The 18,241-nt window shown below is 65.0% G+C and carries 16 protein-coding genes and 1 tRNA gene; 4 read left to right on the forward strand and 13 right to left on the reverse strand.

The window, feature by feature from the left end:
* Positions 1-121: 121 nt before the first annotated feature.
* The 8 genes from IV088_RS21225 to IV088_RS21260 form a co-directional block, all read right to left on the reverse strand.
* Positions 122-1,663, reverse strand: coding sequence for a malonyl-CoA synthase (locus IV088_RS21225; RefSeq protein WP_291105951.1), 1,542 nt, complete (start codon positions 1,661-1,663; stop codon positions 122-124).
* Between the two features lie 20 nt (positions 1,664-1,683).
* Complete coding sequence (locus IV088_RS21230) at positions 1,684-2,451, reverse strand: enoyl-CoA hydratase/isomerase family protein (RefSeq protein WP_291105952.1); 768 nt, start codon at positions 2,449-2,451, stop codon at positions 1,684-1,686.
* Positions 2,452-2,471: 20 nt separating this feature from the next.
* Entirely contained in the window at positions 2,472-3,458 is a 987-nt protein-coding gene (locus IV088_RS21235; RefSeq protein WP_291105953.1) for a tripartite tricarboxylate transporter substrate binding protein, read from the reverse strand.
* Between the two features lie 35 nt (positions 3,459-3,493).
* Positions 3,494-4,822 carry a malonyl-CoA decarboxylase gene (locus tag IV088_RS21240; protein ID WP_291105954.1) on the reverse strand — a complete coding sequence of 443 codons (1,329 nt, stop codon included), beginning with the start codon at positions 4,820-4,822 and terminating at the stop codon, positions 3,494-3,496.
* Positions 4,819-5,487 carry a GntR family transcriptional regulator gene (locus tag IV088_RS21245; protein ID WP_291105956.1) on the reverse strand — a complete coding sequence of 223 codons (669 nt, stop codon included), beginning with the start codon at positions 5,485-5,487 and terminating at the stop codon, positions 4,819-4,821. Before IV088_RS21245 ends, IV088_RS21240 begins: the two co-directional genes overlap by 4 nt.
* A gap of 159 nt (positions 5,488-5,646) precedes the next feature.
* Positions 5,647-6,450, reverse strand: a complete 804-nt coding sequence (gene lgt / locus IV088_RS21250) for a prolipoprotein diacylglyceryl transferase (protein ID WP_291105958.1) — start codon at positions 6,448-6,450, stop codon at positions 5,647-5,649.
* A 111-nt stretch (positions 6,451-6,561) separates the two neighbouring features.
* Positions 6,562-8,421 carry a dihydroxy-acid dehydratase gene (ilvD, locus tag IV088_RS21255; protein WP_291105959.1) on the reverse strand — a complete coding sequence of 620 codons (1,860 nt, stop codon included), beginning with the start codon at positions 8,419-8,421 and terminating at the stop codon, positions 6,562-6,564.
* Between the two features lie 111 nt (positions 8,422-8,532).
* Positions 8,533-8,772: a TIGR04438 family Trp-rich protein gene (locus IV088_RS21260; protein ID WP_291105960.1), complete on the reverse strand. Its 240-nt coding sequence runs from the start codon at positions 8,770-8,772 to the stop codon at positions 8,533-8,535.
* Positions 8,773-8,896: 124 nt separating this feature from the next.
* Between IV088_RS21260 and IV088_RS21265 the strand changes: the two genes are divergently transcribed.
* Positions 8,897-9,202 (forward strand): c-type cytochrome, encoded by a 306-nt coding sequence (locus IV088_RS21265; RefSeq protein WP_077331376.1) that lies wholly within the window; start codon positions 8,897-8,899, stop codon positions 9,200-9,202.
* A gap of 94 nt (positions 9,203-9,296) precedes the next feature.
* Here the strand turns inward: IV088_RS21265 and acs are convergent, their stop codons facing one another.
* Positions 9,297-11,291 carry an acetate--CoA ligase gene (gene acs, locus IV088_RS21270; RefSeq protein WP_291105963.1) on the reverse strand — a complete coding sequence of 665 codons (1,995 nt, stop codon included), beginning with the start codon at positions 11,289-11,291 and terminating at the stop codon, positions 9,297-9,299.
* 192 nt (positions 11,292-11,483) lie between these two features.
* On the opposite strand from acs, the gene IV088_RS21275 reads away from it, so the two are divergent.
* A complete protein-coding gene (locus IV088_RS21275; RefSeq protein ID WP_291105964.1) occupies positions 11,484-12,083 on the forward strand; it encodes a TIGR00645 family protein in 600 nt (199 codons plus the stop codon).
* A gap of 67 nt (positions 12,084-12,150) precedes the next feature.
* Here IV088_RS21275 and fumC read toward each other — a convergent pair whose 3' ends face one another.
* On the reverse strand, positions 12,151-13,536 hold the full coding sequence (gene fumC / locus IV088_RS21280; protein ID WP_291105965.1) for a class II fumarate hydratase: 1,386 nt from the start codon (positions 13,534-13,536) through the stop codon (positions 12,151-12,153).
* A gap of 132 nt (positions 13,537-13,668) precedes the next feature.
* On the opposite strand from fumC, the gene IV088_RS21285 reads away from it, so the two are divergent.
* Positions 13,669-15,222: a fumarate hydratase gene (locus IV088_RS21285; protein ID WP_291105966.1), complete on the forward strand. Its 1,554-nt coding sequence runs from the start codon at positions 13,669-13,671 to the stop codon at positions 15,220-15,222.
* The gene (murI, locus tag IV088_RS21290; protein ID WP_291105967.1) at positions 15,219-16,046 is read left to right on the forward strand and encodes a glutamate racemase; all 828 of its coding nucleotides are present in this window, start codon (positions 15,219-15,221) and stop codon (positions 16,044-16,046) included. The genes IV088_RS21285 and murI overlap by 4 nt, the downstream gene beginning before the upstream one ends.
* A 12-nt stretch (positions 16,047-16,058) precedes the next feature.
* Here the strand turns inward: murI and IV088_RS21295 are convergent, their stop codons facing one another.
* The 3 genes from IV088_RS21295 to IV088_RS21305 form a co-directional block, all read right to left on the reverse strand.
* On the reverse strand, positions 16,059-17,357 hold the full coding sequence (locus IV088_RS21295) for an MFS transporter (protein WP_291105969.1): 1,299 nt from the start codon (positions 17,355-17,357) through the stop codon (positions 16,059-16,061).
* 75 nt (positions 17,358-17,432) lie between these two features.
* Positions 17,433-18,056, reverse strand: coding sequence for a DUF6806 family protein (locus tag IV088_RS21300; protein ID WP_291105970.1), 624 nt, complete (start codon positions 18,054-18,056; stop codon positions 17,433-17,435).
* Positions 18,057-18,099: 43 nt separating this feature from the next.
* A tRNA-Leu gene (locus IV088_RS21305) sits at positions 18,100-18,188 on the reverse strand.
* Positions 18,189-18,241 lie beyond the last annotated feature (53 nt).

The following is an 18,241-nucleotide window of genomic DNA, read 5'->3' on the forward strand; positions in this document are numbered from 1 at the left end:
CGCGCCGCCTTCGGCGTCACCCCCCAAGGGGCAACGCGAGTGGCCCGGCGAAGCCGGTTCCACCGCGTTCTGGGTCTTGTTCATGCGCTCCGGATGGCATGCCGCAGCACGTTTTTTGTTTTCAGGCGAATTCGCCTTTGTATTGATCTCGCAGCAGGTTCTTCTGCACCTTGCCCATGGTGTTGCGGGGCAGTTCGTTGACCACCCAGCAGCGTTTGGGGATCTTGAAATTGGCGAGTTGGGACTTGAGCACGCCGATCACCTGGTCCGGGTCCACGGCGGCGCCGGGTTTGGGGATGATCACCGCGACGCCGACCTCGCCGAAGTCCGGGTGCGGCACCCCCACCAGCGCGCTCTCGGCCACGCCAGGCATGTCGTTGATGTAACCCTCGATCTCGGCCGGGTAGACGTTGTAGCCACCGGAGATGATCAGGTCTTTGCTGCGACCGACGATGACAACGTAACCCTGTTCGTCCACGCGCCCCACGTCGCCGGTCTTGAAGAAACCGTCGGCCGTGAACTCCTCGGCCGTTTTTTCCGGCATGCGCCAGTAGCCCTTGAACACGTTGGGCCCACGCACCTGGATGCCACCGATCTCGCCCTGTGCAACGGTCTGGTCGCCATCACCGACCACCCTCAGCTCCACGCCCGGCAGCGGAAAGCCCACCGTGCCTCCGCGTCGCTCGGTCTGCCCCGGGTAACGCGGGTCGTCGCCGCAAGGGTTGGACGTGAGCATGACCGTCTCGCTCATGCCGTAGCGCTCCAGAATCGTGTGGCCGGTGCGGACCTGCCACTCGGTGAAGGTTTCGATCAGCAACGGTGCCGAACCCGAAATGAACAGCCGCATGTGGCGGGCCTGCGCGGGCGTGAGCGTGGGCTCGGCCAGCATGCGCACGTACAGCGTGGGCACACCCATGAACACGGTGGCCTCGGCGAACTTGGCGATCGCCCGCTTCGGGTCGAACTTCGAGAACCAGATCATCTTGCTGCCGTTGATCAGCGCACCGTGGATGGCCACGAACAGGCCGTGCACGTGGAAGATCGGCAGCGCGTGGATCAGCACATCGTCGGGTCGCCAGCCCCAGTGGTCGCGCAGCACCCGCGCGTTGCTGAGCATGTTGCCGTGCGTGAGCATGGCGCCCTTGCTGCGGCCGGTGGTGCCGCTGGTGTACAGGATGGCAGCCAGGTCGTCGCTGCCCCTCACTGCGGGCGTGTGGCGGTCGCTCATGTGCGCAGCACGGTCCAGCAGGCTGCCGGTGCGGTCGTCACCCAGCGTGAAGACGAATGCCGTGCCGGCGGTGAAGGCGATCTTGCTGACCCAGCCGTGGTTCTTCGGGCTGCACACCACGACGGCCGGTTCGGCGTTGCCGATGAAATACTCGATCTCGGCGCTCTGGTAAGCGGTGTTGAGCGGCAGGAACACATGGCCCGCGCGCAGCGTGGCCAGGTACAGCACCATGGCCTCGACCGATTTTTCCACCTGCACCGCGATGCGCGAGTGGGCCGGCAGGTCGAGCGAGTCGATCAGGTTGGCCACCATGGCGGTCGCGCGGTCGAGATCGCACCACGAATAGACCAACCCGTCGTCGGTCTCCACGGCGGTGCGGTCGAGGTCGGCGGGAAAGGCATCGCGCAAGGCGACGAACAGGTTGTGGTTGCTCATGGGTGGATCGGAAAAATCGTTCAGAAAATCGGGGGGCGTTTGGCCAGGAAGGCGGCAATGCCTTCCCGGTGTTCGGCGCTGTCGGCGTAATCGTAGGCGGTGGCCAGCAGGGCTTCGGCGTTCTGCCCATGGGACAGCGCGCGCAAGGCCTGCTTGTTCATCCTGGCGGCCTGCGGCGCCAGGCGCGTCATGCGCAGCACCCGCTGCAAGGCCTCGGCGGGCACATCGGCATCGTGCAGCACCCCCTGCAGGAAGCCGCGCACCAGCATCGTGGGCGCGTCCAGCACCGCGGCTTCCAGCAGCATCTGCCGCGCCGTGGCCAACCCCACCTCGCGCACGACCAGTTCGGCCTCGCGCGGGGCCATGGGAAAGCCCAGCTTGGCGATGGGTGCACCGAAACGCGCGCCCTGCCCTGCCACACGGACGTCGCAGCAGCTGGCGATTTCGACCCCGGCGCCCATGCAGTTGCCTTCGATCTGCGCGACGATGGGCAGGTCACAGGCCAGCATGGCCGAGAGGCCACCCCAGACGTCGCTTTCATGGAAGTCGCGCAGGCCCTCGGGGTGGAAACGGAAGTCCGTGTACTCGGCGATGTCACCGCCCGCACAGAAATGCCCGCCCTCGCCCGCCACCCGCACGGCGCGCACGTCGCTGCGCTGCTGCAGCTCGTTGAACACCTGCCGCAGTTCACGCCACATCGCTCGCGACATGGCGTTGAACTTGGCCGGGTTCGACAAGGTCACCAGCGCGGCAGCGCCATCGATCAGCAGACGGACGTGGCCTGACATCGGGTGTCTTGTCGGAGGACTCAGTCCAGCTTGGCGCCCGAGGCCTTGACCACCTGCGCCCATTTTTTCAGTTCGGCCTTGATGAATCCGTCGAACTGCGCGCCGGTGAGGTTGGGGAAGTCGGCACCTTGTGAGGCCCAGACGGCCTTGGCTTCGTCGGTCTGGGCGGCCTTGCGGATTTCCTCAATGGCGCGGGCCTGTGCATCGGCCGGTGAGCCCTTGGGCGCCCACACACCGTACCAGGTGGTCACGTTGTAGTCGGGCAGGCCCACCTCGGCCGCGCTGGGCACATCGGGGAAAGCCGGGTTCCGTTTGTTGCCGGAGACCATCAGCGCCTTGATGCGGCCACCCTTGATGTGGGCCGCCGAAGAGCCCAGGCCATCGAACATCATGTCCACGTTGCCCGCGATCAGGTCGTTGAGCGCCGGGCCAGCGCCGCGGTAGGGAATGTGGGTGATGAACGTCTTGCTCTGCAGCTTGAACAACTCGCCAGCGAGGTGGTGCGAGGTGCCACCACCGGCCGAACCGTAGTTGAGCTTGCCGGGGCTGGACTTGACCTGTTCGAGAAACGCCTTGAAGTCCAGGTTGCCGAATTTCTTGGCGTTCACCACCAGCACCTGCGGCACGCTGGCCACCTGGATCAGTGGCACCAGATCACGCTCCAGGTCGTAGTCCAGCCTGGGGTACATGCTGGGCGCTATGGTGTGATGCACCGCGCCCATGAACAGGGTGTAGCCGTCGGGCGTGGCCTTGGCCGCGATGCCCGCCCCCAAGGTCCCGCCAGCGCCACCGCGGTTGTCGATCACCAGCGCTTTGCCCGACAGCTTGGCAAACTGGGCGGCCATCGGACGGGCAAAGGCATCGGTGCCACCGCCGGCCGGGAACGGCACGATCATGGTGACCGGCTTGCTCGGCCAGCTGGACTGGGCGTGGCCCATCGTGCTGTACAGCGTGGCGCCGACCATCGCCGCTCGCAGGACGTCTCGTCGGTTCAGACCTTGTTGCATGGGGTTTGTCTCCTGTTGTGGTTGGGATGGCAGCGTCAAAGGTAAAGATCCTTGATCGCCGTGGCTATCGGGATTTTTCCCTGCGTGAGCGCGGCCCGGTTCTTGTCAAGCCGCTTGGGATCGTAGAGGTAGTTCACCATCAGGCCATAGGACTGCTTGAAGCCCTTGGCCGACGGGTCGCCGGCCCAGTTGAGACGCTCAACGCGCGCGCCGTTGCCCAGGTGGAAACGCGCCACCGGGTCCAGCGGTTTGCCGTCCTGCAGCTCCATGCCCAGGTAACGTGCGGCCCAGCCCAGCAAAGCCAGGCGCTCTGGGGCCTTTTCCCCCAGCTCGGCCGCGTTGTCCCAGGCCTTGAGCAAATCAGCGGGCGCCGCCTTGTTCAGCCAAGTGCGCAGCCCCGGTATCGGCGAGAGCGTGGCGAAGGTCTTGAGGCGGGGGAACTCCTGGTGCAGGGTCTCGACCACGCGCTTGATGAGCGAGTCGCCGAAGCTCACGCCACGCAGGCCCGCCTGCGTGTTGCTGATGGAATAGAAGATGGCGGTGGTGGCTCGGTCCAGATCGGCCGGCGCGGCGGCTTCGTCGAGCAGCGGGGTGATGCTGGTCGCGATCTCGTTGACCAGCGCCACCTCCACGAAGATCAGCGGCTCGCCCGGCAGGCGCGGGTGGAAAAACCCGTAGCAGCGGCGGTCGCTGTCGAGCCGGTTCTTCACGTCGTCCCAGCTGCGGATGTCGTGCACCGCTTCGTACTTGATGAGCTTTTCCACCAGCGATGCGGGCGAGTCCCAGCTGATGCGGCGCAGCTCCAGGAAACCCACATCGAACCAGGTGGAAAACATGTACTCCATTTCGACATCCAGCGCCCGCAGACGCCGGTCGGTCTTCAATTGGGCCTGCATCTCGGCGCGCAGGTTCACCAGAAAGGCAATGCCCTCCGGGTGGGCGCTGAAGCGCTGCAGCAAGCGCCGCCGCGGCGACACCGTGGCGCGGCGGTAGAGCACCTCGGCGGCGGCCTCGTCGGGTGTGCCCACGGTGGCCAGGTAGGTCTCCTGCGCCGCCTTCACCTGCGCCGGGTCGGCCACGAAACGTTCGCTCATGAGCAGCCAGAGATCGCGCCGGTGCGCAGGCGTTGCGCTGGCGTACCAGTCCACCACCGCCTGGGCCCGGCGCCCGCCCTCCACCTCGCTCACCAGCGGGTCCACGATGGCTTTGAGCTCGTCGAGCTTGTGGCGCAATGCGCGCGGCGACATGGCCTCCTCACCCTGCCGCAACCGGGCCTGCAAGCGCTCCTGCGTCGAACGCGTCACCGCTGGGGACGGCGCACGCAGGCGGGACACACGCTGGACGATCCATTCGGTGGTGTTCATGCCGAAATCCTCGACGTCTGGTTGCGGGCCAATTCGCGCAACGCCACGCGCTGGCGGGTCAGGTGAGTGCGCATCGCCGCTTCGGCACCCTCGGCGTCGTGCGCCTTGAGGGCGGCGTACACCGCCATGTGCTCCGACAGGCTCTGCTCAAGCCGACCGGGCGCATGCAGCTGCTGCAGGCGGGCGAGTTTGACGATCTTGCGCAGGTCACCGATCACCTGCGACAGCCAGCGGTTGTTCGCCAGCAGGATGATGGCCTCGTGGATCGCAAAGTTGGTGTCGTAGTACTCGGTGATGCGCTTGGCCTTGGCGCTGCGCTGCAGCCGGTCGTGCAGCTGCTCCAGCGCGGCCAGATCGGCATCCGTCGCGTTGTTTGCGGCCTCGAAAGCGCAACGCCCTTCGAGCAAGGCGATCACGGGGAAGATCTCGTCCAGATCGCGTTCGGTGATCTCGCTCACGAAGCATCCCCGGCGCGGCTCGTGGCGCAGCAAGCCCTCCGCCGTCAGCACCTTGAGCGCTTCGCGCAAGGGCGTTCGGGAGATGGCCCACTCGCTGCACAAGGCCGGCTCGTCGATGAAGCTGCCAGGCGCCAGTTCGCCCGCAAAGATGCGCTCGCGAAGCCTCGCGGCCACTTCGTCATGCAGGGAGTTGAGCACCAGTCGCATTCGTGATTATCTGTAATTACAAATAATATTAATGCGGTACTCACATTCCGAAACGGGTGTTTACCCGAAGGCCCTGCCTTCACAGATGAACGGCGGGATGGCCATGTGGTGCCCCGCCCGGTGGCCAGCCGCCGCCCTCGCGTCAACGCTCGCGGCGACTCAAGTGCGCCGGCCGCACCACCACCACAGCGCTGCCCCACCCAGGATCATGGGCACACACAGCCACTGCCCCATGCTCATGCCCAGCGAGAGCAGGCCGAGATGGGCGTCGGGTTCGCGGAAGAACTCGGCAATGAAGCGGAACACGCCGTAGCCGAACAGGAAGGCCGCGCTCACCCGCCCGGTCGCGCGCGGCTTGCGCGCGTACAACCACAGCAACACGAAGAGCAACACCCCTTCCATGAGGAACTGGTACACCTGAGATGGATGGCGCGGCAGCTCGCCCGCGCCGCGAAACACCATGCCCCAGGGCAGCGACGGGTCGGCCACGCGGCCCCAGAGTTCGCCGTTGATGAAGTTGCCCACGCGACCGGCCGCCAGCCCGGTGGGCACACAGGGCGCCACGAAGTCCATCACCTGCAGCCAGGGCCGCTGGCGGCTGCGTGCGTACCAGACCATGGCCACCAGCACCCCCAGCATGCCGCCGTGGAAACTCATGCCGCCCTGCCAGACCGCAAAGATTTCCAGCGGATGGCTCAGGTAGTAGGCGGGTTTGTAGAACAGGCAATAGCCGATGCGTCCACCGAGCACCACGCCCATGACGCCGAGAAAGAGGATGTCCTCCACATCTCGCGCGGTCCAGGGGCTCGGCGCCGTGATGGACGCATAGGGCTGGTGCTTCAGCCGCGCACGGCCCAGCAGCACAAACAAGCCAAACGCCGCGAGGTAGGTCAGCCCGTACCAGTGGATGGCGATGGGGCCGAGTTGCAGGGCGACAGGATCGATGGTGGGATGGATCAACATGGCTGTGGATTGTGCACGCGGCCAACAAAGCACCGCACTGACGAGGTCAACGGGCGGCCAGAAGACAAACAGCCCCCGAAGGGGCTGCCTGGTGGCCGGGCCAGTGGGGCTTCAGTCGCCCAGCAGCGACAGGTCGCGCACCGCACCCTTGTCGGCCGAGGTGGCCAGCAAGGCATAGGCTTTGAGCGCCGTCGACACCTTGCGCGGGCGCGGCAACACGGGCTTCCAGCCCTTGGCGTCCTGCTCGGCGCGGCGTTTCGCCAGCTCTTCGTCGCTCACCAGCAGGTTGATGCTGCGGTTGGGGATGTCGATGCGGATCCTGTCGCCGTGCCGCACCAGACCGATCGCACCACCCGCCGCCGCTTCGGGCGAGCAGTGACCGATAGACAGGCCGGAGGTGCCGCCGGAGAAGCGGCCGTCGGTCAGCAGCGCGCAGGCTTTGCCCAGACCCTTGGACTTGATGTAGCTGGTCGGGTAGAGCATCTCCTGCATGCCCGGGCCACCCTTGGGGCCTTCGTAGCGCACGATGACCACGTCCCCGGCCTTCACGTTGTCGGCCAGGATCTGTGCCACCGCCTCATCTTGCGATTCGGTCACGAAGGCCGAGCCCTCGAACACCAGGATCGATTCGTCCACACCCGCGGTTTTCACCACGCAACCGTCCACCGCGATGTTGCCGTGCAGCACCGCCAGGCCACCCTCTTGCGAGAAGGCGTGCTCGCCCGAACGGATGCAGCCCTCGGCACGGTCCACGTCCAGACTGGGCCAGCGCGTGGCCTGGCTGAAAGCGACCTGCGTCGGGATGCCGGCCGGGCCGGCCATGTAGAAGGTCTTGACCTCTTCGGACGGGTTGCGGGCGATGTCCCACGCGTCCAGGGCGTCCTTCATCGTCTTCGCGTGAATGGTGGGCACGTCGGTGTGCAGCTTGCCAGCACGGTCCAGCTCCCCGAGGATGGCCATGATGCCGCCCGCGCGGTGCACGTCTTCGATGTGGTACTTGTTGGTGTTGGGCGCCACCTTGCACAGCTGCGGCACGACGCGCGAGAGGCGGTCGATGTCGGCCATGGTGAAGTCGATCTCCGCTTCCTGAGCGATCGCCAAAATGTGCAGGATGGTGTTCGTCGAGCCGCCCATGGCGATGTCGAGCGTGATCGCGTTCTCAAACGCCTTGACACCCATCGAACGCGGCAGCACCGATTCGTCGTCCTGCTCGTAATAGCGCTGACACAGCTCAACCGCAAGGCGGCCGGCGCGCTTGAAGAGCTGCTCGCGGTCGGCGTGCGTGGCCACCACCGTGCCGTTGCCGGGCAGGGAGAGGCCCAACGCCTCGGTCAGGCAGTTCATCGAGTTGGCGGTGAACATGCCCGAACAAGAACCGCAGGTCGGGCAGGCCGAACGCTCGACCTCGGCGAGATCGGCATCGCTCACTTTGTCATCCACGGCCATCACCATCGCGTCCACCAGGTCGAGCTTCTTGAACTCCATCACATGGGTTTGCGGGTTGGCCAGTCGCACTTTGCCGGCCTCCATCGGACCGCCCGACACGAACACCACCGGGATGTTCAGCCGCATCGCGGCCATCAGCATGCCGGGGGTGATCTTGTCGCAGTTGGAGATGCACACCAGCGCGTCGGCGCAATGGGCGTTGACCATGTACTCCACCGAGTCGGCGATCAGGTCGCGGCTGGGCAGTGAATACAGCATGCCGTCATGTCCCATGGCGATGCCGTCGTCCACCGCGATGGTGTTGAACTCCTTGGCCACACCGCCCGAGGCCTCGATCTCGCGTGCCACCAGTTGGCCCAGGTCTTTCAGGTGCACGTGACCGGGCACGAACTGGGTGAAGCTGTTGGCGATGGCAATGATGGGTTTGCTGAAATCGCCGTCCTTCATGCCGGTGGCGCGCCACAGCGAGCGGGCGCCGGCCATGTTGCGGCCGGCGGTGGAGGTCTTGGAACGGTAAACAGGCATGGTGTGTGGGTGGGTGTGAGGTCAGAAAACAGAGAATCGATTATCCCGCACCCCAACGGGAGTCAGAGCCCGCAGCCCCACGGGGCGCAAGGGCTACAGACGGGTGGCGGATCAGCGGCGCTTGGTCCGGATCCCCAGGGCGGCGCGCTGCTTGTCGATACGCTCCTGTTTTTTCTGGTCCATCTTTTCCATTTCCTTGCGTTTGGTGTAGCCCGTGGCATCGGCCCAGGCCCACCAGACCACCGCCAACGCAAACGGCGACAGCACCCACAACCACGAAAGCCCGGCAACGAATCCGATCTCCAGGTACTTCAACACCATCAGGGCAATGCCCAGAATCAGCAAATACATCACAGTCTCCGGTAAAGGTCCGATAAAGCTTGGCAAGTTCCTGTAAACACCGAGGGACGTCTCGGCCAACTCGCTAAAATCGCGTCCTGTGAGATGCTCACGACACCCCCACGAGGACAACACCATGAAACGTGCTTTGATGATTATGGCTGCGATGGCCGCCATTTCCGCCCCCGCCATGGCGGACCAAGCCCTGGCCACTGCCAAGAACTGCATGGCTTGCCACGCCACAGACAAAAAGCTGGTGGGCCCTGCCTACAAGGACGTCGCCAAGAAATACGCTGGCGATGCCAAAGCCGCCGACATGCTGGCCGCGAAGATCATGAAGGGTGGCGTGGGTGTCTGGGGTGCGATCCCCATGCCCGCCAATGCGCAGGTCAATGACGCCGATGCCAAGAAGCTGGCGGCCTGGGTGCTGAGCCTGAAGTAATCACGGTTCGCGCTCTAAAGAAAAACCCCGCTGGAGTCCAGCGGGGTTTTTTGTTGCCTGGCGTCTTTCGATGCCAGGCACGGGGTCAGCACAATCAGTTGTTTTCAGACAATTGATCGAGGATGGCCGGGTTCTCCAGGGTGGAGGTGTCCTGCGTGATCGCTTCGCCCTTGGCGATCGAGCGCAGCAGGCGGCGCATGATCTTGCCCGAGCGGGTCTTGGGCAAGTTGTCACCGAAGCGGATGTCCTTGGGCTTGGCGATCGGGCCGATCTCCTTGCCCACCCAGTCGCGCAGCACCTTGGCAATCGCCTTGGCTTCGTCACCCGTGGGGCGCGAGCGCTTGAGCACCACGAAGGCCACGATGGCTTCACCGGTCAGGTCATCAGGGCGCCCCACCACGGCGGCTTCAGCCACCAGATCGGTCTTGCCCACCAGCGCCGATTCGATCTCCATCGTGCCCATGCGGTGCCCCGACACGTTCAGCACGTCGTCGATGCGGCCCGTGATGCGGAAGTAGCCACGATCCACACTGCGCACCGCGCCGTCTCCGGCCAGGTAGTAGCCTTTGAGTTCGTCAGGGAAGTAGCTCTTCTTGAAACGCTCGGGGTCGCCCCAGATGGTGCGGATCATCGACGGCCAGGGTTTCTTGACGACCAGGATGCCGCCCGCACCGTTGGGCACATCGTTGCCGGTTTCATCGACGATGGCGGTGGTGATGCCCGGCAACGGCAGCGTGCAGGAGCCTGGCACCAGCGGCGTGGCTCCTGGCAGCGGGGTGATCATGTGACCACCGGTCTCGGTCTGCCAGAAGGTGTCCACGATGGGGCAACGCTCGCCACCCACGTGCTTGTAGTACCACATCCAGGCTTCGGGGTTGATGGGCTCACCCACCGAACCGAGCAGGCGCAGGCTGCTCAGGTCCGAGCGCGCCGGGTGCACCTTTTCATCGCCTTCGGCGGCCTTGATCAGCGAGCGGATCGCCGTGGGAGCCGTGTAGAAAATCGTGCACTTGTGTTTCTCGATCATCTGCCAGAAACGACCGGCGTTCGGGTAGGTGGGCACGCCTTCAAACACGATCTGAGTGGCACCAGCGGCCAGTGGGCCGTAGGCCACGTAGGTATGGCCCGTGATCCAGCCGATGTCGGCGGTGCACCAGAACACATCGCTGGGCTTCAGGTCGAAGGTCCAGTTCATCGTGAGGTTGGCCCACAGCAGGTAGCCACCGGTGCTGTGCTGCACGCCCTTCGGGGTGCCGGTAGAACCGGACGTGTAGAGCACAAACAGCGGGTGCTCGGCGCTCACCATCTCGGCGGGGCAATCGGTGGAGGCGGCGGCCATCACCTCGTGCATGAAGCTGTCGCGGCCTGCCACCATGTTGACGGCGGTGGGCGTGCGCTGGAACACGATCACGTCCTTCACGCACTCGCATCCACCCATGGCGATGCCTTCGTCCACGATGGCCTTCAGTGGCAGTTCCTTGCCACCGCGCAACTGGTAGTTGGCGGTGATGACCGCCACGGCGCTGGCGTTCTGGATGCGTTCCTGCAGCGCCTTGGCCGAGAAACCACCGAACACCACGCTGTGGGTGGCGCCGATGCGGGCGCAGGCCTGCATGGCCACCACGCCTTCAATGGTCATGGGCATGTAGATGACGACGCGGTCGCCCTTCTTCACACCGCGGGCCTTCAAAGCATTCGCAAATTGCGACACCTTGGCCAGCAGTTCCTTGTAAGTGACCTTGGTCACCTCACCACCGTCGGCCTCGAAAATGATGGCGGTCTTGTTCTCGACCGGCGTGCCCATGTGGCGATCCAGGCAGTTGTACGAGGCGTTCAGCTCGCCATCTTCGAACCACTTGTAGAAAGGCTTGTTGGACTCGTCGAGCACCTTGGTGAACGGCTTGCTCCAGGTCAGGGTTTCACGGGCACGCTTGGCCCAGAAGCCTTCGAAGTCGTTCTCGGCCTCGGCGCACAGCGCGTTGTACGCGTCCATGCCGGAAATGCAAGCCTCTTTGCGGAAGGCTTCGCTGGGTTCAAAAACACGGTTTTCAACCAGGGTCGATTCAATGGACGACGACGGCGTTGACATGGGCAAGTCTCCTCTTGGGGGTGTGATGACAGTGAACCTGGCGAATGTGCGCAAAGGCTCTTACGAGCCGCTTACTGGTGCAAGAGCCCCCCAGCGGGGACATCGCGCGCGCGCAGCGACATTGTGAGGGAGACCTACAATCGCGCTCAAGCTTTCCCGCGCCAGCGGCCCTCCATTCTTGACAGCCATTCGATGAGCCACCCACCCAAAACCAACAGCAACCTGCAGGCTCTGCCCAACCTGATTTTCGCCAGCCGCTGGCTGCAGTTGCCGCTGTACCTGGGCCTGATCTTGGCGCAGGGCATCTATGTGTTCCATTTCTGGGTGGAACTGGTCCATCTGATCGAGGCCGCATTCGGCAACAAGGATGCCCTTGCCGCCCTGGTCAAGAGCATTGGCTACAAGGAATCCTTCGAGGTCACCTCGCTCAACGAGACCATCATCATGCTGGTGGTGCTGGCGCTGATCGATGTGGTGATGATCTCCAACCTGCTGATCATGGTGATCGTGGGTGGCTACGAAACCTTCGTGAGCCGCATGAACCTGGAAAGCCACCCCGACCAGCCCGAGTGGCTCAGCCATGTGAACGCGTCGGTGCTGAAGGTCAAACTGGCCACCGCCATCATCGGCATCTCGTCGATCCACCTGCTCAAGACCTTCATCAACGCCGCCAACTACGACGAAAAGGTGCTGATGTGGCAGACCATCATCCATGTGGTGTTCCTGCTCAGCGCCATGGCCATCGCGGTGACCGATCGACTGATGAGCAAACCCGTTGGCAGCGACCACTGAACCCCCAGCAACGGATTCCCGGAAGCGGCCCTCGTGGCCGCTTTTTTGTTCTGGTGCCTGATCAAGCTCAGCGGCCGACCATCCGCTGTGGCACCACCCAGCGGTCAAAGTCCTCCGCCGAGACGTGCCCCAGCGCCAAAGCGGCCTCGCGCAGAGTCAAACCCTCACGGTGCGCCTTCTTTGCGATCTGTGCCGCCCGGTCGTAGCCGATGTGCGGGTTCAGCGCGGTCACCAGCATCAACGACCGCTCCAGCAGCTCGGCGATGCGTTCGCGGTTGGGCTCGATGCCGACCGCGCAGTGCGCGTTGAAGCTCGCCATGCCATCGGCCAGCAGGCGCACGCTCTGCAGGAAGTTGTGCGCCACCATCGGGCGGAACACGTTGAGTTCGAAGTTGCCCGAGGCCCCGCCAATGTTGATCGCCACATCGTTGCCCATCACCTGACAGCACAACATGGTCAGCGCCTCGCACTGCGTCGGGTTGACCTTGCCCGGCATGATGGACGAGCCGGGTTCATTTTCTGGAATGGACAGTTCGCCCAGCCCGCTGCGCGGACCACTCGCCAGCCAGCGCACGTCGTTGGCGATCTTCATCAGGCTGGCCGCCAGGCCTTTCAAGGCGCCGTGTGCATGCACCAGCGCATCACAACTGGCGAGCGCTTCGAACTTGTTGGGCGCGCTCACCAGCGGCAGCCCGGTGTGGCGGGCCAGCTCGGCCGCCACCTGATCGGCAAAGCCCGGCGGTGCGTTGAGCCCGGTACCCACGGCCGTGCCGCCCAGCGCCAGCTCGCACAGGTGAGGCAGCGCGGCGCGCACATGGCGCTCCGCATGTGACAGCTGCGCCACCCAGCCCGAGATCTCCTGCCCCAGCGTGAGGGGGGTCGCGTCCTGCAGGTGGGTGCGGCCGATCTTCACGATGTCGTCAAAGGCCACCGCCTTCGCGGCCAGGGTCTCGCGCAAACCCGCCAAGGCCGGCAGCAGGCGCTGCGTCAGCCCCTCCACCGCCGCCAGCTGCATGGCGGTGGGGAACACGTCGTTGGACGACTGGCTGCGGTTCACGTCGTCGTTCGGGTGCACCCGCCGGTCTGCGCCCTTCGTGCCGCCCAGCAACTCGCTGGCGCGGTTGGCCAGCACCTCGTTCAGGTTCATGTTGCTCTGGGTGCCCGAACCGGTCTGCCAGACCACCAGCGGAAATTCGCCGCTGTGCCGCCCAGCGATCACCTCGTCGGCCGCCGCCACGATGGCCTGCGCCGTGCCCGCATCCAGGCCCGCCAGCGACGGGTTCACCACCGCGCAGGCCCGCTTGACCTGCGCCAGCGCGCGGATCAGCTCCACCGGCAGGCGCTCGCCGGAGATGTCGAAATGTTCGAGCGAGCGCTGGGTTTGCGCGCCCCACAGGCGGTCGGCGGGCACCTCGATCGGCCCCATGCTGTCGGATTCGGTCCGGGTGTTCATGCTTGGCCTCCAGTCGTCAGCCGTTGAAAGGCTGGGCCTGTCAAAATAACGGGCTGATCCCACCGTAGCAGACCTTGCGCCGCGCCACCAGCGCGGCACGCCTTGTCCACGTCCCCACCATTGCCCCACGCCATGACCACGAGCATCCGCCAGAACGACCTGATCGAATCCGTCGCCGCCGCCCTGCAGTACATCAGCTACTACCACCCGGCCGACTACATCGCCCACCTGGCCCGCGCCTACGAGCGCGAGCAAAGCGCCGCCGCCAAGGACGCGATCGCGCAGATCCTGACCAACAGCAAGATGAGCGCCACCGGCCACCGCCCGATCTGCCAGGACACCGGCATCGTCAACGTGTTCCTGAAGGTGGGCATGGACGTGCGCTGGGAAGGCTTCACCGGCAGCCTGGACGACGCCATCAACGAAGGCGTGCGCCGTGGCTACAACCACCCCGACAACACGCTGCGCGCCAGCGTGGTGGCCGACCCGCAGTTCGCCCGCAAGAACACCAAGGACAACACGCCGGCCGTGATCTTCACCGAGATCGTGCCCGGCAATACGGTGGAAGTGACCGTGGCCGCCAAAGGCGGTGGCTCCGAAAACAAGTCCAAGATGGTCATGCTCAACCCGGGCGACAACGTGGTCGACTGGGTGCTGAAGACCGTGCCCACCATGGGCGCCGGCTGGTGCCCGCCCGGCATGCTGGGCATCGGCATCGGCGGCACCGCCGAAAAGGCCGTGCTGATGGCCAAGGAAAGCCTGATGGACGACCTGGACATGTACGAACTGCAGGCCAAGGCCTCCAAAGGCGAGAAGCTCAGCAAGGTCGAAGAAATGCGCCTGGAGCTGTTCGAGAAGGTCAACGCGCTGGGCATCGGTGCGCAGGGCTTGGGTGGTCTGACCACCGTGCTCGACGTCAAGATCAAGATGTACCCCACGCACGCGGCCAGCAAGCCCGTGGCGATGATCCCCAACTGCGCCGCCACCCGCCACGCGCACTTCGTGCTCGACGGCAGCGGCCCGGTCTACATCGACCCGCCGAGCCTGGACCTGTGGCCCGACGTGGCCTGGACGCCCGACTATGTGAAAAGCAAGAAGGTCGACCTCAATGCGCTCTCCGCCGCCGAGGTGGCGAGCTGGAAGCCCGGCGACACCTTGCTGCTGAACGGCAAGATGCTCACCGGCCGCGATGCCGCGCACAAGCGCATCCAGGACATGCTGGCCAAGGGCGAGAAGCTGCCGGTGGACTTCACCAACCGCGTCATTTACTACGTCGGCCCGGTCGATCCGGTCAAGGGCGAGGCCGTGGGCCCGGCCGGCCCCACCACCGCCACCCGCATGGACGGCTTCACCGAGATGATGCTGGCCCAGACCGGCCTGATCGCCATGGTCGGCAAGGCCGAGCGCGGTCCGGTCGCCATCGAGGCCATCAAGAAACACCAGTCGGCCTACCTGATGGCCGTGGGCGGTGCCGCCTACCTGGTGTCCAAGGCCATCAAGACCGCGAAGGTGGTCGGCTTTGCCGACCTGGGCATGGAAGCCATCTACGAATTCGACGTGGTCGACATGCCGGTCACGGTGGCGGTGGACGCCGGCGGCACCAGCGCCCACATCACTGGCCCGGCCGAGTGGAGCAAGCGCATCGCCTCCGGCGAGTTCAAGGGCATTCCGGTGGGCGCTGCTTGAACCAGGGCAGCCACACCGTCGGGGTGTTCGACAGCGGGGTCGGGGGCCTGAGCGTGCTCCGGGCCCTGCTCGCCGAAATGCCGCGGGCGCACTTTGTCTACCTCGCCGATGGCGCTCACGCGCCTTACGGCGAACGCAGTGCCGAGCAAGTGGCCGAGCGCGCGCACCGCATCACCCGGCGCCTGCGCGACAGCTTTGGCATCGACGCACTGGTCGTGGCCTGCAACACCGCCACCGCACTGGCCATTGAAGGCCTGCGCGAGCAACACCTGGGCTGGCCCATCGTCGGGGTGGAACCGGCGCTCAAGCCGGCAGCGGCCCTCACGCACACCGGCCATGTGGGCGTGATCGGGACGCGGGGCACCGTGGAGAGCGCCCGTGTCGCCCGATTGCGCGATCGGCTCCAGAGCGAGGCCCTCACGCCCCTGCACTTCAGCCTCCAGGCATGCGACGGCCTCGCCGACGCCATCGAGCGGGACGACCAACCCGCCATCCAAGCGCTGAGTCAGCGCTACATCGGAGCGCTGCTTTCCCAGACAAGCACCTTGGCCCCGATGGACACGTTGGTGCTGGGTTGCACCCACTACCCTTTCGCCTCAGAAATCTTGCAGGCGCTCTGTGGTCCGAACGTCACGATGGTGGAAACCGGTGCGCCCGTGGCGCGACGCACGCGCCAGGTGCTGGAAGCCTTGCCCCGCCTTGAAACCCGGCCGGTCGTTGCCCCGGGTGTCACGCTGCTCTCGACGGGAGACCCTGAACCGCTGGCACGCGCCGCGCGGCGCTGGCTGGGTCTGGACGTTGCGGGTCAACACCTGGCCTGCTGATCCCTGTACCGCTCAATCGGTGGCCAAGGCGGCCCGGCGACCACGCGCCATGTTCACCGGCTGGAGCAACACCAGACCCACGGCAAACAACACCGCGGTGGATGCGATGGCCAGTCGCTGATTGCCATCGGTGGCCCAGGTGATCGCGCCGTAGGTCAAAGGTCCGATGATGCTGGCCAGGCGCGTCGCGAAGGTCCAGAGACCATAGAACTCGGCCAGTTGAGCTGGCGGCGCGAAAAGCCCCGCCATGGCGCGCCCGGACGACTGGCTGGATCCCATGCACAGTCCGGCAATGACGGCGGCGTACCAGAAACCGCCTTTGGTGGTGGTGAGCGCCGCAATGACGCAGGTCGCCATCCACCCGACCAGCGTGATGCCCAGGGCCAGCTTGTGACCGATGCGATCCTGCCAGTAACCGAACGCAAAGGCCCCCAGCGCAGCGGCGATGTTCAGCACAAAGATCAGCACCATCGTTTCCTGCTGCGCGAAGCCAATGACCTGCTCAGCGTAAATGGCCGCAAGAGCGATCGTGACCGCCACCCCGCCCTGATAAGCCACCGCGCAGGCCAACAGCCACATGTAGTCCTTGTAGTGCTTGGCACGTCGGTAGGTGCCGAGCAAACGCCGCCAGGCAGACCCCAGGTTGCCCGCCGGCTGGTTTTGGCTGGGGATCGTGCGCTCTCGCAGCAAGCCGAATGTGAACAAGGAAGCCACCGCGAACAGCGTCGCGGTGAGCAGCATGGTCAGCGGCACAAATTGCTCAGCGGTCTTTCCTGCGGCCTGAGACTGCAGCACGATCACCAAGCTCAAGCCCAATGCCAACATGCCCCCCAGGTAACCAAAACTCCAGCCCCAGCCACTGACACGGCCCATGGAATCGGGCCGAGCCAGTTCAGGCAGAAACGCGGCGATCAGCGACTCGCCCCAAGAGAAGAAAACGTTGGACACGATGACCAACCCGATGGCCAGCGCCACGCCGCCCGGCGCCACCAGTGAGAGCGCCGCCGTGCTCACCACACAACCCAAGGTCGTGAGCACCAGCAGGCGCTTCTTGGCGCCATGCCGGTCGGCCCACGCACCGATGGCCGGCATGCTCAACATGACGATCGCGTGCGAGGCACTGAGCGCAGCCGTCCACGCAAACGTTGCCCAAGGAGCGCCACCCGCCACGGCACCCACGAAGTAGGCCGCAAAAACGGCCGTGAGCACGACCGTGGTGTAACCCGAGTTGGCGAAGTCGTACATCGCCCACCCCAACAGCTCGCGCTTGCGAACCCCTGGGTTGAGGGCGTCGGTAGAAAACACCGTCATCCGGATCCTATTCGGAGGTTGCTGGAACGCGCCCGCCCTGATGGTGGCGCGCCTCGGACAAACGAAGCCTGGGCGTCAATGGAGGTGCCGGGGCTTGCGCCCACCACCATGACCGGACGATCCTCCATGCCCGCGGGGTGGTTTCCCAAGCTGCATGGAGCTCACAAGCGCATCAAAGCGCTCCGTGAACAACCCGTCGATGGCAGCCACCACGCTGCCCAGCTCCGAGGCGTCAAAGTGCCGCTCCATGACGTGCACGACATCTTCCACCAGCAGGTCGCGCTGAGCCTGCATGATCGCCGCCGGCGTCGGACCGACAAAACACATCATGAAGTCGTCACGCGCCTCTTCTTCCGACGCCCCATCCTCTTCGTCGAACTCCGTGTCGTAGAACGACACCTCCAGGGGAGCCCCTGAAGCCGCAATGTCATTCAGCCCCATGCAGGCCTCTTCGATCACCTGCCGGAAATCTTCGTCACCCGGTACTGTCCAGCACATCTGGAGCAGGTGCGCCTCGGCATCGAACCGGATGCCGGGCTCATCTTCGTAGGTGCTCTCGGCGGCGGCGGCCAGCGAACGCGCGCCAGCGTACTGCCAGAGCGGCTTGAGCGCATCCTGAATCTGGCTGTAGGCCACATCCTCGCGCAGGGGCACATCCCCATGCACATGGATTTCAAAAGGCGCGTTGTATCGGGTCATGGAAACTCACTGTAGCGACGAAAACCGCAAAAGCCTAGAGGTGTGGTGCCTCGAACCGGAATCGAACCGGTACGGCCTGTTAAAGCCGGCGGATTTTAAGTCCGCTGTGTCTACCAATTTCACCATCGAGGCCACCGGTGATTGTCGCAGGTTCACTCGGACACCTTTGGCCAGGGTTGCGGCCA

Origin of the sequence: Hydrogenophaga sp. (assembly GCF_018780075.1) — a bacterium.
Lineage (GTDB): Bacteria > Pseudomonadota > Gammaproteobacteria > Burkholderiales > Burkholderiaceae_C > Hydrogenophaga.